General features: G+C 62.7%; 13 protein-coding genes and 4 tRNA genes. 8 read left to right on the top strand and 9 right to left on the bottom strand.

Features of this window, described 5'->3' with window-relative positions; all coding sequences use genetic code 11:
- Positions 1-211: 211 nt before the first annotated feature.
- From ONG87_RS17685 to ONG87_RS17670, 4 genes are all read right to left on the bottom strand, one after another.
- Positions 212-1564 (bottom strand): sigma-54 dependent transcriptional regulator, encoded by a 1353-nt coding sequence (locus ONG87_RS17685; RefSeq protein ID WP_122475311.1) that lies wholly within the window; start codon positions 1562-1564, stop codon positions 212-214.
- Positions 1561-3111 (bottom strand): PAS domain-containing sensor histidine kinase, encoded by a 1551-nt coding sequence (locus tag ONG87_RS17680; protein WP_192054939.1) that lies wholly within the window; start codon positions 3109-3111, stop codon positions 1561-1563. The genes ONG87_RS17685 and ONG87_RS17680 overlap by 4 nt, the downstream gene beginning before the upstream one ends.
- 34 nt (positions 3112-3145) lie before the next feature.
- Positions 3146-3379 carry a PP0621 family protein gene (locus ONG87_RS17675; RefSeq protein ID WP_122475309.1) on the bottom strand — a complete coding sequence of 78 codons (234 nt, stop codon included), beginning with the start codon at positions 3377-3379 and terminating at the stop codon, positions 3146-3148.
- Positions 3380-3491: 112 nt separating this feature from the next.
- Positions 3492-4514 (bottom strand): outer membrane protein assembly factor BamD, encoded by a 1023-nt coding sequence (locus ONG87_RS17670; protein ID WP_185795218.1) that lies wholly within the window; start codon positions 4512-4514, stop codon positions 3492-3494.
- 150 nt (positions 4515-4664) lie between these two features.
- Here ONG87_RS17670 and rluD point away from each other — a divergent pair, with 150 nt between their 5' ends.
- The 7 genes from rluD (at position 4665) to ONG87_RS17635 (ending at position 9989) form a co-directional block, all read left to right on the top strand.
- Positions 4665-5627, top strand: coding sequence for a 23S rRNA pseudouridine(1911/1915/1917) synthase RluD (gene rluD, locus ONG87_RS17665; protein WP_122475306.1), 963 nt, complete (start codon positions 4665-4667; stop codon positions 5625-5627).
- Positions 5624-6361 carry a peptidoglycan editing factor PgeF gene (pgeF, locus tag ONG87_RS17660; protein ID WP_264381757.1) on the top strand — a complete coding sequence of 246 codons (738 nt, stop codon included), beginning with the start codon at positions 5624-5626 and terminating at the stop codon, positions 6359-6361. The genes rluD and pgeF overlap by 4 nt, the downstream gene beginning before the upstream one ends.
- 251 nt (positions 6362-6612) lie before the next feature.
- Positions 6613-9177 (top strand): ATP-dependent chaperone ClpB, encoded by a 2565-nt coding sequence (gene clpB / locus ONG87_RS17655; protein ID WP_122795378.1) that lies wholly within the window; start codon positions 6613-6615, stop codon positions 9175-9177.
- Between the two features lie 394 nt (positions 9178-9571).
- Positions 9572-9647, top strand: a tRNA-Asn gene (locus tag ONG87_RS17650).
- Positions 9648-9657: 10 nt separating this feature from the next.
- A tRNA-Pro gene (locus tag ONG87_RS17645) sits at positions 9658-9734 on the top strand.
- Between the two features lie 5 nt (positions 9735-9739).
- A tRNA-Lys gene (locus ONG87_RS17640) sits at positions 9740-9815 on the top strand.
- Between the two features lie 97 nt (positions 9816-9912).
- Positions 9913-9989: transfer RNA gene (locus ONG87_RS17635), tRNA-Pro, on the top strand.
- 167 nt (positions 9990-10156) lie between these two features.
- On the opposite strand, the gene ONG87_RS17630 is transcribed toward ONG87_RS17635, so the two are convergent.
- Together ONG87_RS17630 and ONG87_RS17625 are read right to left on the bottom strand one after the other, a co-directional pair.
- Complete coding sequence (locus ONG87_RS17630) at positions 10157-11458, bottom strand: NAD(P)/FAD-dependent oxidoreductase (protein ID WP_122795377.1); 1302 nt, start codon at positions 11456-11458, stop codon at positions 10157-10159.
- A gap of 329 nt (positions 11459-11787) precedes the next feature.
- On the bottom strand, positions 11788-12417 hold the full coding sequence (locus ONG87_RS17625) for a DUF1780 domain-containing protein (protein ID WP_122475299.1): 630 nt from the start codon (positions 12415-12417) through the stop codon (positions 11788-11790).
- Positions 12418-12517: 100 nt separating this feature from the next.
- Between ONG87_RS17625 and ONG87_RS17620 the strand changes: the two genes are divergently transcribed.
- Positions 12518-12943 (top strand): DUF3830 family protein, encoded by a 426-nt coding sequence (locus ONG87_RS17620; RefSeq protein WP_264381756.1) that lies wholly within the window; start codon positions 12518-12520, stop codon positions 12941-12943.
- Between the two features lie 189 nt (positions 12944-13132).
- Here the strand turns inward: ONG87_RS17620 and yacG are convergent, their stop codons facing one another.
- The 3 genes from yacG to ONG87_RS17605 are packed head-to-tail and all read right to left on the bottom strand — an operon-like array spanning position 13133 to position 14822.
- Positions 13133-13336, bottom strand: a complete 204-nt coding sequence (gene yacG, locus ONG87_RS17615) for a DNA gyrase inhibitor YacG (RefSeq protein ID WP_192102642.1) — start codon at positions 13334-13336, stop codon at positions 13133-13135.
- Positions 13333-13956, bottom strand: a complete 624-nt coding sequence (coaE, locus tag ONG87_RS17610) for a dephospho-CoA kinase (protein ID WP_264381755.1) — start codon at positions 13954-13956, stop codon at positions 13333-13335. The genes yacG and coaE overlap by 4 nt, the downstream gene beginning before the upstream one ends.
- Positions 13953-14822 carry an A24 family peptidase gene (locus ONG87_RS17605; RefSeq protein WP_264381754.1) on the bottom strand — a complete coding sequence of 290 codons (870 nt, stop codon included), beginning with the start codon at positions 14820-14822 and terminating at the stop codon, positions 13953-13955. The genes coaE and ONG87_RS17605 overlap by 4 nt, the downstream gene beginning before the upstream one ends.

Genomic DNA, 14822 nt, shown 5'->3' with positions numbered 1-14822 from the left:
GGGATCCCGTTGTCCTGTAGCAGCGGCGCAAGCCGCGTCCGGCCCTACCGCGTTCATTCAGGCACACCGCATGCACCGCCGACGCGGCTTGCGCCGCTGCTACGGGGATCATATTGTCCTGTAGCAGCGGCGCGAGCCGCGTCCGGCCGCACCGCGTTCATTCAGGCATACCACATACACCGCCGACGCGGCTTGACACGGTGGCAGGGAATCAATCCAGGCCCAGCTTTTTCAGGCGGTAGCGCATCGAGCGGAACGACATGTTCAGCCGCTGCGCTGCTGCCGTGCGGTTCCAGCGGGTTTCTTCCAGCGCTTGCAGGATGAGCTTGCGCTCGACGCTTTCCAGGTAGTCTTCCAGGTTGTCGACCTGGGCCAGGCTGGGTTCGCCGGACTCCACGCTGACTGCCGTTTCGCTCAGGCGCAGGTCGCTCGCCTCGATGCGATCGTCTTCGCACAGGGTGTAGGCCCGTTCGAGCATGTTTTCCAGTTCGCGCACGTTGCCGGGAAAGCGGTAGCCCTTGAGGGTTTCCAGTGCTGCCGGGGTCAACTGCGCGGGCGGCAGGCCACTGCCCTGCGCCAGGCGTGCCAGCACACTGGCAGCCAGCAGCGGAATGTCTTCACGGCGCTCGCGCAGGCAGGGCACCCGAAGCTCGATCACGTTGAGTCGGTAGTAAAGGTCCTGGCGAAAACGCTGCGCCGCCACCTCGGCTGCGAGGTCCTTGTGGGTCGCGCTCAGAATACGCACATCGACCACGTTTTCGGTCTGCCCGCCCACGGCGCGCACGGCCTTTTCCTGGATGGCGCGCAGCAGCTTTACCTGCATGGTCAACGGCAAGTCGGCCACTTCGTCGAGAAACAGCGTGCCGCCATTGGCCGCCTGAAACAGCCCCGGCTTGTCTTCGGTGGCACCGGTGAAACTGCCCTTGCGATGGCCGAAGAATTCGCTCTCCATCAGCTCGGCGGGGATGGCGCCGCAATTGACCGGAATGAACGGCCGATCCGCCCGCGGGCCCTGTTCGTGAATCAGCCGGGCGACCAGTTCCTTGCCGCTGCCCGACTCGCCGCTGATGTAGACCGGCGCCTGGCTGCGTGCCAGCCGGCCGATCTGCTTGCGCAGCCCCAACATCGGTGGCGAATCGCCAAGCAGGCGCTGGTCGATGCTCGGTTCCTTGCCGACCGGGGCGGGCGCCGGCATGCGCAGCGCGGTGCCGACCAGCTCGCGCAGGCGCGGCAGGTCGACCGGCTTGGTGAGGAAATCGAAGGCGCCGGCCTTGAGCGCATTGATGGCGGTGTCCAGGCTGCCGAACGCGGTGATCATCGCCACCGGCACATGCGGGTAGCGCTGCTGGATGAACTGAACCAGCTCAAGACCCGTGCCGTCGGGCAGGCGCATGTCGGTCAGGCACAGGTCGAACGGTTCGCGCCCCAGCCATTCGCGGGCCTCGTTGACGTCGCGTGCGCTGCGGGTTTCCAGTTTCATGCGGCCGAGGGTGATCTCCAACAGTTCGCGGATGTCCGGCTCGTCATCCACGATCAGAATTTTTTGCCTGGCGCTCATAGTCATCCCTGTTTGCGCGGGTGGGCGAAGGTGATGCGCATGCAGCTGCCCCCTTTTTCACGTGCTCTGTAGTCTAGGTGGGCCTGGTTGCTTTCGCACAGCTCGCGGGAAATATACAGGCCCAGCCCGGTGCCGTTGCTTTCGGTGGTGAAGAAAGGCTCGAACATGTGCTGCAACTGATCGGCGGCAAAGCCCGGACCATCGTCCAGCACCTCGAGGATCGGCAGGCCGTCGGTCGGCTCCACGAAAAGATTCAACCAGACCTGCGCGCGACCCTGTTGCTGGGCGCTGTAGCGCAGGCCGTTTTCCACCAGATTGTTCAATACCTGGGTCAGCTGGTTGGCATCCATGCGGGTTTCCAGGGTGCCGTCGCTGACGTACATGTGCAGTTGCTGGCCCGGGCGCGCGGTGGTGCGAAAGTCACTGACGAAGTTTTCCAGCCACGCCTTGAGGTCCAGCGGATGCGGTGCGCTGGGGCGCCGGCGCGACAGCTGCAGCACGTTCTCGATGATCAGGTTCATGCGCTTGCATTGATCCTGAATGATCTGCGTCAGACGCCGGTCGGCTACCGGCAGGGCTTCGGATTCCTGCAGCAATTGCCCGGCATGGCTGATGGCGCCCAGCGGGTTGCGGATCTCGTGGGCGATGCTGGCCGTAAGTCGGCCGAGCGCGGCCAGCTTGAGTTGCTGGGCCTGCTGCGCGATCTGCGACAGGTCTTCGAGAAACACCAGGGTCTGCTGCTGTTCACCGCCGCGACGCAGGGCAATGAAGCTGGCCTGGATCGACGGCCCGGTAGGGGAGAACTTGAGGCTTTTCACGCGCAGGGCAGGGTTGGTCTGCCACTGCAGCAACCGTTCGATCAGGTCGGGTGAGTGGACGGCGATCAGCTCACCATTGAGTGTCATGCGGCCAAAAAGCCCCAAGGCGCCCTGGTTGGCCAGTTGCACCCGCAGTTCGGTGTCCAGCACCAGGATGCCGGTGCGCATGCGCTGCAGAATCAGCGCGTTCAGGGCTTCCAGACTGGTGACGTCGCTGGCGCGCTGCTCGGCCAGGTTCTCACTGGTGCGCAGCAGGCGACTGAGGCCTTGAACCACGAACCACACGGCGAAGCAGAGCACACCCAGAGTGCTGGCCTGCAGGTAGTCGTTGGCGGCAGTGGGGCGCGAGATGCTCAGGTAGAACGTCAGGTAGATGATGCCGATGGTGGCCAGCGCGGCGATCAACAGGCCCAGGCGGTTGCGCAGCAGCAGATTGCCCATGGCCACCGAGGCGATCATCAGGTTGCCGATACCGCTGGGTGTACCGCCGCCGGCGTAGAACAGGCCCGCGAGCATGATCACGTCGGCAGTGGCCAGGCTGAACACCGGCAAGACCCGACGCGGGTTGCCCATCAGCACCACGACCAGGATGTTGAGGATCAGGTACAGCCAGCTGCCGGCGCGAAACAGTTCGCCATCGGCCACTTCCAGCAGGCGGTTGTCCATGTTGCTGGAAATCAGCAGGACCAGCGACAGGCCGATGGTCAAGCGGTAGAGGTGGTACAGGCGCAGCATCCGCTGCGCCTGGGCGCCGCCGAGAAACTGCGCTTCAGCGGGCACCGTTGCCGGGCCCTTGCTCCAGGTGCGGCTTGCTGCAATACCAGTGGCTGTCGCGGCGCAGCGCGCTGTCTTCTGGCAGATGCACGCCGCACTGGGCGCATCGAACCATGCTCAGCGATGCCGGCTTGTCATCCTGGCGAGGCGCGCGCGCCGGGTTCTTGAATTTGCGCCACAGCCAAATGGCGGCGAACACGACGGCGATCCAGAAAATCAGGCGAATCATGGGATGGTCAGCTTTGCCAGGGAAGATGGCGCAGTGTAGGAGCGCGTCCGATGCGGAGCAAGCGGCGAAAAAAAAGGGGCCATCAGGCCCCTTTTTTCAATGCAACCCAGCTTCAGTCGAACAGACCGAAGGTGGCGTAGCTGAACCACGAACGGCTCTTGCCTTCTTCGGCGTTTGGCTGCTGCTGGTCGGCGGTGCCGCCGTCTTCAGGTGGCAGCAGTTCTTTCGGAATGGCGTCGCGCGCTTCCTGATACTGACGCTGCACATCCTGGTTGGCGCGGGTTTCGCCCGGCGGCAGCGGGTCGGTGTTGTTGCCGATCCAGCCCAGGGTGGCCTTGGAGATCCACGAGCGGTTGTCCGCTTCGTCCTGCTGGGGCACGAACTTGCCGTCTTCCAGGCTCGGGTGATCCGGGTAGTTGGTTTTCAGGGTGTCCAGGCTGGTCGCGGCCAGGTCATCCAGGTGCAGACGCATGTAGGCTTCGGTCATCACCGCCAGGCCGTCGCCGACGGACGGCGTTTCCTGGAAGTTTTCCACCACGTAGCGGCCACGGTTGGCAGCAGCGACGTAGGCCTGACGGGTCAGGTAGTAGTCAGCCACGTGGATCTCGTAGGACGCCAGCAGGTTGCGCAGGTAGATCATGCGCTGCTTGGCATCGGGCGCGTAGCGGCTGTTGGGGTAGCGGCTGGTGAGCTGGGCGAACTCGTTGTAGGAGTCGCGGGCAGCACCCGGGTCACGCTTGGTCATGTCCAGCGGCAGGAAGCGCGCCACTAGGCCACGGTCCTGGTCGAACGAGGTCAGGCCCTTGAGGTAATAGGCATAGTCGACGTTCGGGTGCTGCGGGTGCAGGCGAATGAAACGCTCGGCAGCCGACTTCGCCGCTTCCGGCTCGGAGTTCTTGTAGTTGGCGTAGATCAGCTCGAGCTGCGCCTGGTCGGCATAGCGGCCGAACGGATAACGCGACTCCAGCGCCTTGAGCTTGGCCGTGGCACTGGTGTAGCTATTGTTGTCCAGGTCGGCCTGCGCCTGCTGGTACAGCTCGACTTCGCTGAGGTTTTCATCGACCACTTCCTTGGTCGAAGAACAGGCCGCGGTGAATCCGAGGATGGCGATCAGCAGCAGGTGTTTCACTTGCATGGCGGCTAGCGTCCCTATAAACGGCCGCTGTCTCGGGCGTGGCCGTCCTGTTATGATGAGCACCCCGTGGAACCACCGGGGCAAAAGACGCCGTATTTAACCACAAGCGTGCAGCCGAAACCAAAGGCTGTGCCGCCGCCTAGTCCGAGCATGTCCGAGATCATACAACTTCGCGCAGAGGTACCGTCCGATTTGGGCGGACAACGCCTCGACCAAGTCGCCGCCCAATTATTCGCTGAGCACTCGCGCTCGCGCCTTTCCGCCTGGATAAAAGAGGGCCGCCTGACCGTGGACGGGGGCGTTCTGCGCCCGCGCGATACCGTGCATGGCGGTGCCCTGCTCGAGCTCAATGCCGAACAGGAAGCCCAAGGTGAATGGGTGGCCCAGGACATCGATCTGGACATCGTCTACGAAGACGACCAGATCCTTGTCATCAACAAGCCGGCCGGCCTGGTGGTCCATCCGGCCGCCGGCCACGCCGACGGCACGCTGCTCAACGCACTGCTGCACCACGTGCCGGACATCATCAACGTGCCGCGTGCCGGCATCGTCCACCGCCTGGACAAGGACACCACCGGTCTGATGGTGGTGGCCAAGACCATTCAGGCGCAGACGCAACTGGTGACCCAACTGCAGAGCCGCTCGGTCAGCCGCATCTATGAATGCATCGTGATCGGAGTGGTTACCGCAGGCGGCAAGATCAACGCGCCGATCGGTCGGCACGGCCAGCAGCGCCAGCGCATGGCGGTGATGGAGGGCGGCAAGCAAGCCGTCAGCCATTATCGCGTGCTCGAGCGTTTCCGCTCCCACACCCATGTGCGGGTCAAGCTGGAAACCGGTCGGACCCACCAGATCCGCGTGCATATGTCGCACATCAACTTTCCGTTGGTGGGCGATCCGGCCTACGGCGGCCGCTTCCGCATTCCGCCTGCGGCCAGCGCCACCATGGTCGACGCGCTGAAAACCTTCCCGCGCCAGGCCCTGCATGCGCGCTTCCTCGAGCTGGATCATCCGACGACCGGTGAGCGCATGGGCTGGGAATCGCCCTTGCCCGACGACTTCGTCTGGCTGCTGTCGCTGCTCAAGCAGGATCGTGAGGCCTTCATCGGGTGACCACGTTCGCGCAGGGCCTGCTGTTTCCCGACTGGCCGGCTCCGGCGTCGGTGAGGGCCTGCGTGACCACCCGTGAAGGCGGCGTCAGCCCGGCGCCGTATGCCAGTTTGAACCTGGGCGCGCATGTGGGCGACGATCCACAGTGCGTGGTGCAGAACCGCCTACGTCTGACTGCCCACTTCGGCATCCTGCCGGCCTGGCTGAACCAGGTGCATGGTATCCGTGTGGTCGAGGCCGACCCGAGCCGCGTGCTCGAAGCGGATGCGAGCTGGACCACCACCCCCGGCATTGCCTGTACCGCCATGACTGCCGATTGCCTGCCTGCGTTGTTCTGCAATCAGGCAGGTACCCGTGTGGCGGCGGCCCACGCCGGGTGGCGCGGGTTGGCGGCCGGGGTGCTGGAAGCCACTGTCGATGGTTTCCAGCAACCGCCCGGGCAACTGATGGCTTGGCTGGGGCCAGCCATCGGTCCGCGTCGGTTCGAGGTTGGCGCCGAGGTGCGTGAGGCGTTCATGGCGACTCATCCGCAAGCAAATGAGGCGTTCGTGCCAGGTGCCGCGCCTGGTAAGTTCCTGGCTGATATCTACGCCTTGGCGCGGATTCGCCTGGCGGCGGTAGGGGTGACGGCGGTGTATGGCGGGGGGATGTGTACCGTGGAAGATGAGCGGCTCTTTTCCTATCGTCGCGCGTCGGTCACAGGGCGGTTTGCTTCACTGGTGTGGCTGGAACCTTAGCTTCGCAGCCGATGGCCCCTTCGCGGGCAGAGCCTGGCTCCCAGACTGGGCTCGCTGAGAGGCCATCAATCTGCATTTGTGGGAGCGGGGCTCTGCCCGCGAAGAGGCCGGCACTGACACAACCTATCTAGATCTGCAACCCCCGTCCTTGAATCTTCACCAACACCCCCCATCTAACTGTCATCCCCGGCAGGTTTTCTTCATCAGGTGTGTCCATCGCTCCGGCCTGCCCCTTTTCAGGAAGGTGACTCATGCGTATAGACCGTTTGACCAGCAAGCTTCAACTCGCGTTATCCGACGCACAATCCTTGGCCGTTGGCATGGATCATCCGGCCATCGAACCGGCGCATCTGATGCAGGCGCAGCTCGACCAGCAGGGCGGTTCGATCCGTCCGTTGCTCATGCAGGTGGGCTTCGACGTCAACAGCCTGCGCAAGGCACTGAGCAAAGAGCTCGACCAGCTGCCGAAAATCCAGAACCCGACCGGCGACGTCAACATGTCCCAGGACCTGGCGCGCCTGCTCAACCAGGCCGACCGGCTGGCGCAGCAGAAGGGCGATCAGTTCATCTCCAGCGAACTGGTATTGCTGGCGGCCATGGACGACAACAGCAAGCTGGGCAAGCTGCTATTGGGCCAGGGCGTCAGCAAGAAGGCGCTGGAAAATGCCATCAGCAACCTGCGCGGTGGCGAGGCGGTCAACGACCCCAACGCCGAGGAGTCGCGCAAGGCCCTGGAAAAATACACCGTCGACCTGACCAAGCGCGCCGAGGAAGGCAAGCTCGACCCGGTGATCGGCCGTGACGACGAGATCCGTCGGACCATCCAGGTGCTGCAGCGCCGCACCAAGAACAACCCGGTACTGATCGGTGAGCCCGGTGTGGGCAAGACTGCCATTGCCGAAGGCCTGGCCCAGCGCATCATCAATGGCGAAGTCCCCGATGGCTTGCGCGGCAAACGCCTGCTCAGCCTGGACATGGGCGCGCTGATCGCCGGCGCCAAGTTTCGCGGCGAGTTCGAGGAGCGCCTGAAATCGCTGCTCAATGAGCTGTCCAAGCAGGAAGGGCAGATCATTCTGTTCATCGACGAACTGCACACCATGGTCGGCGCCGGCAAAGGCGAAGGCTCGATGGATGCGGGCAATATGCTCAAGCCGGCACTGGCCCGTGGCGAGCTGCACTGCGTAGGTGCCACCACGCTCAACGAGTACCGCCAGTACATCGAGAAAGATGCCGCCCTGGAGCGGCGTTTCCAGAAGGTGCTGGTCGAGGAGCCGAGCGAGGAAGACACCATCGCCATCCTGCGTGGCCTCAAGGAGCGCTACGAGGTTCACCACAAGGTGGCTATCACTGACGGCGCGATCATCGCGGCAGCCAAGCTCAGCCATCGCTATATCACTGACCGCCAGTTGCCCGACAAGGCCATCGACCTGATCGACGAGGCAGCCAGCCGCATCCGCATGGAGATCGACTCCAAGCCCGAAGTGCTCGACCGCCTGGAGCGCCGTCTGATCCAGCTCAAGGTCGAGTCCCAGGCCCTGAAGAAAGAGGATGACGAAGCCGCGATCAAGCGTCTGGAGAAACTGACCGAGGAAATCAACCGACTGGAGCGCGAATACGCCGACCTGGAAGAGATCTGGACCTCGGAAAAGGCCGAAGTGCAGGGGTCGGCGCAGATTCAGCAGAAGATCGAACAATCGCGTCAAGAACTGGAAGCAGCGCGTCGGCGCGGCGACTTGAGCCGTATGGCCGAGTTGCAGTACGGGGTCATCCCCGATCTGGAACGCAGCCTGCAGATGGTCGACCAGCACGGCAAAAGCGAGAACCAGTTGCTGCGCAGCAAGGTGACCGAGGAAGAAATCGCCGAGGTGGTTTCCAAGTGGACGGGGATTCCCGTGTCGAAGATGCTCGAAGGCGAGCGCGACAAGCTGCTGAAGATGGAAAGCCTGCTGCACCAACGCGTGATCGGCCAGGAAGAGGCCGTGGTGGCGGTGTCCAACGCAGTGCGGCGCTCGCGTGCCGGATTGTCCGATCCCAACCGGCCCAGCGGCTCGTTCATGTTCCTCGGCCCGACCGGTGTGGGCAAGACCGAACTGTGCAAGGCGCTGGCCGAGTTTCTCTTCGATACCGAAGAAGCAATGGTGCGCATCGACATGTCCGAGTTCATGGAGAAGCATTCGGTCGCTCGCCTGATCGGTGCGCCACCCGGCTACGTTGGCTATGAAGAGGGCGGCTACCTGACCGAAGCGGTGCGTCGCAAACCGTACTCGGTGTTGCTGCTCGATGAAGTCGAAAAGGCTCACCCGGACGTGTTCAACGTGCTGTTGCAAGTGCTGGAAGATGGCCGTCTGACCGACAGCCACGGACGTACCGTGGACTTCCGCAACACCGTGATCGTGATGACTTCGAACCTGGGGTCGGCGCGCATCCAGGAGCTGGTCGGCGACCGCGAGGCGCAGCGCGCAGCGGTCATGGATGCGGTCACCAGCCATTTCCGTCCCGAGTTCGTCAATCGGATCGACGAGGTGGTGATCTTCGAGCCGCTGGCGCGCGACCAGATCGCCGGGATCACGCAGATCCAGCTGGCCCGCTTGCGCAGCCGTCTGGCCGAGCGCGATCTGAGCCTGGAGCTGAGCGACGAGGCGCTGGATAAGCTGATCGCGGTAGGCTACGACCCGGTGTATGGCGCACGTCCCTTGAAGCGTGCGATCCAGCGCTGGATCGAGAACCCGCTGGCGCAGCTGATTCTCTCGGGCAAATTCCTGCCAGGGACATCGGTGCAGGCGTCGGTGGTGGATGATGAGATTGTGTTTGCTTGAGTGATGAGTGGCAGTGAGGGCCTTTTCGCGGGCAGAGCCCGCTCCCACAGGTACTCAGGCTTTAGTGGGAGCGGGGCGGGCGGCAAGCCCTCTGCCCGCGAAGAGGCCCTCACTAACCCACCCCATTGATTTACCGTTGCATTTTCGTTTCAAGGCTTGTAAAGTGCGCCCCGCTGTACGTCATCCCGCAGAGCCACTGGCTTCACCGGTTCTGAAAAAAAGTTGCAAATCAGTGTCTTGAAAGCAATTTAAAGGGTTGACAGAGGTTTTGAAAATTGTAGAATAGCGCGCCTCAGAGACATGAACGCAGCGATGCGAACGGGTCGAAGAGTTCAAGGCGGTAGTGATACAGGCTTGAAGCTGCAGCGGTTGTAGATGTACTGAAATTGATAGTTCCGTGATAGCTCAGTCGGTAGAGCAAATGACTGTTAATCATTGGGTCCCAGGTTCGAGTCCTGGTCACGGAGCCAAATTTCATATCGGGGTATAGCGCAGTCCGGTAGCGCGCCTGCTTTGGGAGCAGGATGTCAGGAGTTCGAATCCCCTTACCCCGACCATATTTGGGTCGTTAGCTCAGTTGGTAGAGCAGTTGGCTTTTAACCAATTGGTCGTAGGTTCGAATCCCACACGACCCACCATTTTTGATTCCGGTTCGCTGGATCGAATCTTAAAAAGCCCCACCGTTTAACAGCAGTGGGCAGCAGAAAAGGCGCCTTCCGGGTGCCTTTTTTGTACCGGGGTATAGCGCAGTCCGGTAGCGCGCCTGCTTTGGGAGCAGGATGTCAGGAGTTCGAATCCCCTTACCCCGACCATATTCATGAAAAAAGGCGCCTGTCATGGGCGCCTTTTTTTTGCCTTCCATTCCGCCCCTGTAGCAGCGGCGCAAGCCGCGTCCGGCCACACCGCGGAGTGTCAAACACACCGCATCGCCAATGACGCGGCTCGCGCCGCTGCTACGGGGATTGCAGGCAACGATGGGTCAATGCAGCTTCAGTCGCGGCTCCGTGCCGCGTCCGATACGGCTGCCCAGCATCAACATGCCGGTGCGGAACAGGCCATACAGCGCCGCCTGGTGCATCCGGTACAGCGACACGTAGAACATCCGCGCCAGCCAGCCTTCGAGCATGACGCTGCCGGTCAGGTTGCCCATCAGGTTGCCCACCGCCGAAAAGTGCGAGAGGGAAATCAGCGAGCCGTAATCCTTGTAGGTGTACTCCGGCAGCGCCTTGCCTTCGATGCGCAGCTTCAGCGACTTGGCCAGCAACGAGGCCTGCTGGTGGGCTGCCTGCGCGCGCGGTGGCACGTTGCGGTCGGTGCCCGGCTGCGGGCACGCCGCACAGTCACCGAAGGCAAAGATGTCATCGTCACGGGTAGACTGCAGGGTAGGGCGTACCACCAACTGATTGATGCGGTTGGTTTCCAGACCATCGATCTCCTTGAGGAAGCCAGGCGCACGAATACCGGCTGCCCACACCTTCAAACTGGCCGGAATCACCTGGCCGCTGCTGGTCAGCAGGCTTTCGGCAGTCACCTCGCTCACCGCGGCATTGGTCAGGACCGTCACGCCCAGCTTTTCCAAGGTCTGGTGCACCGGCTGACCGATGCGCTCGGGCAGCGCCGGCAGCACCCGTGGGCCGGCTTCGATCAAGGTGATGCGCATGTTCTCCGGCGCGATGCGGCCCAAGCCGTAAGCCGCCAGTTCTTTTGCCGCGTTGTGCAACTCGGCTGCCAGCTCGACACCGGTAGCACCGGCGCCAACGATGGCGACGCTGATCTGCGCACGGCTCTCGTCGTGCCCGGCATGGGCGCGCAGGTAGTGATTGAGCAGTTGCTGGTGGAAGCGCTCGGCCTGCTTGCGGGTATCGAGGAACAGGCAATGCTCCGCCGCGCCTTGCGTGCCGAAATCGTTGGTGGTGCTGCCCACCGCGATGACCAGCGTGTCATAGCCGATGCTGCGCGCCGGGACCAGCTCAAGGCCGGTTTCCGGATCGAGGGTGGCGCTCAATTGGATCTGCTTGGCCGCGCGATCCAGACCGCTCATGCGGCCAAGCTGAAACTCGAAATGATTCCACTTGGCCTGGGCCACATAGTTGAGCTCGTCTTCAGACGAATTCAGGGAGCCGGCGGCCACTTCATGCAGCAGTGGCTTCCAGATATGGGTCAGGTTGGCGTCCACCAGCGTGACGCTGGCCGTACCGCGCTTGCCCAGGGTCTTGCCCAGGCTGGTGGCCAGTTCCAGGCCGCCGGCGCCGCCGCCGACAATAACGATGCGATGTGTCATGGAAAGCTCTCATAAGGTTAACGAATTCGGGTGTCTGCGAGGGGTGGGCGAGCGCAAGGCAGCTCAGAGCGCCACACCTTCGAACAGATGGATCGACAAGCCCTGCTACGGCTGTCCCCAGGGCAAGGAGCAGGTGCTCGACTTGCAACCGAGGCGCGCACGAGTGACCGCCGATCAATGGGCGAGTGTCACGTGGCAGGGCAGGCGACCCTGAACAGGTAGACGTTTCAGACGCTGGCAAGGCTACAGGGTTCCTGACGGGCGGTGCGGGCGAGAGCGCTTTGTATCATCCGCACGGCCCCTGCGCCATGACTGGTAAAAGGGTGGGTTCACAAACTGATGCCCACATCGAAAACGATGCTGCGGCCCAGGTTGTTGCGCAGGAAATCCGGCGCATCCGGATGAGCGAACAAGACCCGGGCAAAGGTGGGTCCGACCAGCGACAGCGAGCGCCAGCCTTGGCGAAGAAACTCGGTAGGCGGCGGAAAATGGCTGTTCAAGTCCAGGGTTTCGCGCTTGAGGCTAGCGAAGGCAATGATGTCCAGCTCACCGAGGTCCAGCCCGCGTTCGCGGTAGTTGTGGGCTTTCTTGCGCAAGGTCGGTGCCAGCCGCTGCAGCAGCTCGGGCGCGCGGATGCGTTTGGGGCGTGCCTCGCGCCGGACCAGTTGGCTGAGGGAGAAAGCGCTGCGGCGGCGCTGCAACTCCTCGCGCCATTCATCGTTGAGCCTGCGCCCTTCGTCGAGCACGAAGAACACTTCGAAACTGGCTTCACGGAACAGCACGTCCGGCGGCTCCTGGCCGGCGGGGGTGAATTCATCGTCACGGTAGGCGATGTTCAGGCCCTGCAACAGGCGCTCGCACACCCAACGCTCGCGCTCCCACTTGCGCGCATTGGAGAGGAAGGCATTGGCCTGTTCGGCCTGGCTGGTGAGCAAACGCAGGTAGTCGGAGTCATCCATGGCCCTAGCTTAGCCCGCCTGTGCGACGAAAAGAATAACGGCCGACGCTTCAAAATATCTCGGCGATGGGTAAGGATGGGATTTTCCCAGGAGCTGCACCATGCCCAGCATCAAGATCACCTCCGGCGGCTACGAATTCTTGGCCGAAACCCATCCCGATGCACCGCAGACGGTGGATGCGTTTCTCAAGCTGCTGCCGTATCGGCAGAAGATCATCCATGTGCGCTGGAGTGGCGAGGCGTGCTGGGTGCCGCTGGGTGAATTCCAGTTGCTGCGCGGTGAAGAGCCGGTCGGGTTCGAGAACCACACCAGCCACCCGTCGGTAGGGGACGTGTTGTTTTATCCGGGCCCGTACAGCGAGACGGAAATTCTGTTGGCATACGGATCCTGCTGCTTCGCCAGCAAGATGGGGCAGTTGGCCGGCAATCACTTTCTTACTGTGGTGCAGGGCAAGGAAAACCTCCGCGCCCTGGGCGTGAAGACCTTGTGGGAAGGTGCGCAAGAGGTGTTGTTCGAATTGGCGTGACCGCCTTGTAGATACCCTGTAGGAGCGGTCCGTGGCCGCGAACCAGACACTGCGGTATCCCAGACAATCCGCAGAGCCCTCTTCGCGGCCGATGACCGCTCCTACGGGTACCCGATATCCACTGTAGGAGCGGTCCGTGGCCGCGAACCAGACACAGGTGCAAGCACTATTGACTGGTGCCCGATTGCCTCAATGCCCGCGCGGTGGCAAGTCCTCGCTGAACAGGTCGTCCTCGGCATCCGGGCTCACCGGAATCTTGTGCTCCTCGGACGCCCAGGCGCCCAGGTCAATCAATTTGCAACGATCGGAACAGAACGGCCTGTTCGCATTCGCTGCCTTCCATTCCACCGGCGCCCCGCAAGTTGGGCAATCAACGATCAAGGGTTGGCTCATTCTCGGCCTCCACGCAAAGTCAGATAAAAAGCATGCAGCCGCTCGACTTCCGAGTGCAGCCAGGCCAAGTCACGGTCGTTGACCAGCACATCGTCCGCCAGCGCCAGCCGCTGCTCGCGGCTCGCCTGGGCTTTCAGAATCGCCTGGACCTGCTCGGGCGTGGTGTGATCGCGCAGCAAGGTACGCGCAACCCGCACCGCCTCCGGCGCATCCACCACCAGCAAGCGCTGCGTGGTGCGGTACTGCCCCGACTCGACCATCAGCGGCGACACGAACACTGCATAGGGCGACGTCGCCGAAGCCAGCGCCCGGGCGATTTCCTCGGCAATCAACGGATGCAGCAAAGCCTCGACCCAGCGCCGCTCTTGCGCATCCTCGAAGATCACCTTGCGCAACGCCCCACGGTCGAGGCTGCCATCGGCCTGTAACAGCGCCGCACCATAGCGCTCGGCCAGCGCCGCCAGCGCTGGCCGCCCCGGCTCCACCACCCAGCGCGAAGCCTGGTCGGCATCAACCACGTGCACGCCCAACTCGGCAAAGCGTTGCGCCGCAGCGCTCTTGCCGCTGGCAATGCCACCGGTGAGGCCTAGCACCCAAGGTTTATCCACAGCTGTTGTCATCGGAACCCGGCAAACTGCATGTATGAAGTGGTTATTTGATCACCCCACAGCAATGCAATCCACCCCGCGATGGCCAGATAAGGCCCGAACGGGATAGGCGTACTGGTTTGCGCGTTGCGCATCCGCAGCATCAACACCCCCAGCACCGCCCCCACCAGCGACGACAACAGAATGGTCAGCGGCAAAATCTGCCAGCCACCCCAAGCCCCGAGCATGGCCAGCAACTTGAAATCGCCGTAGCCCATGCCTTCCTTGCCGGTGATCAGCTTGAACACCCAATACACCAGCCACAGGCTCAGATAACCCGCCACCGCGCCCCACAGCGCGTCGTAGAGATTGGTAAACAACCCCTGGCCATTGACGATCAACCCCAGCCACAGCAACGGCAGCACCAGCACATCCGGCAGCAACTGCTGATCGGCATCGATCAGACTCATCGCCAGCAAGCCCCAGGTCAGCAGCAGAAACGCACCGGCCTGCCAGCTCAAGCCGAAGTGATACACCACAAAGGCACTCAAGAGGCCCGTGGCCAGTTCCACCAGCGGATAACGCAGGCTGATCTTCGCCCGACAACTGGCACACTTGCCCCGCAGCATCAGGTAGCTCACCACCGGGATGTTCTCCCAGGCGCGGATCTTGTGGGCACAGTGCGGGCATTCGGAGTGGGGCAGCAGCAGGTTGTACGCCGCGCCTTTTGGTTCTGGCGGCAGGCCAAGCATTTCCCGGGACTGTGTGGTCCAGTCACGGTCGAGCATGATGGGCAGGCGATGGATGAGGACGTTGAGGAAGCTGCCGATGATGAGGCCCAAGAGGAGGGCGCAGAACATCAGGGCCAGCGGGCTGGCCAGGAATTCGAGTAGGAGCAT

Origin of the sequence: Pseudomonas sp. MM227 (assembly GCF_947090715.1) — a bacterium.
Classification (GTDB): domain Bacteria; phylum Pseudomonadota; class Gammaproteobacteria; order Pseudomonadales; family Pseudomonadaceae; genus Aquipseudomonas; species Aquipseudomonas baltica.
Note: the sequence above shows the minus strand (reverse complement) of the source record. Positions and strands in the feature narration are given on the sequence as shown.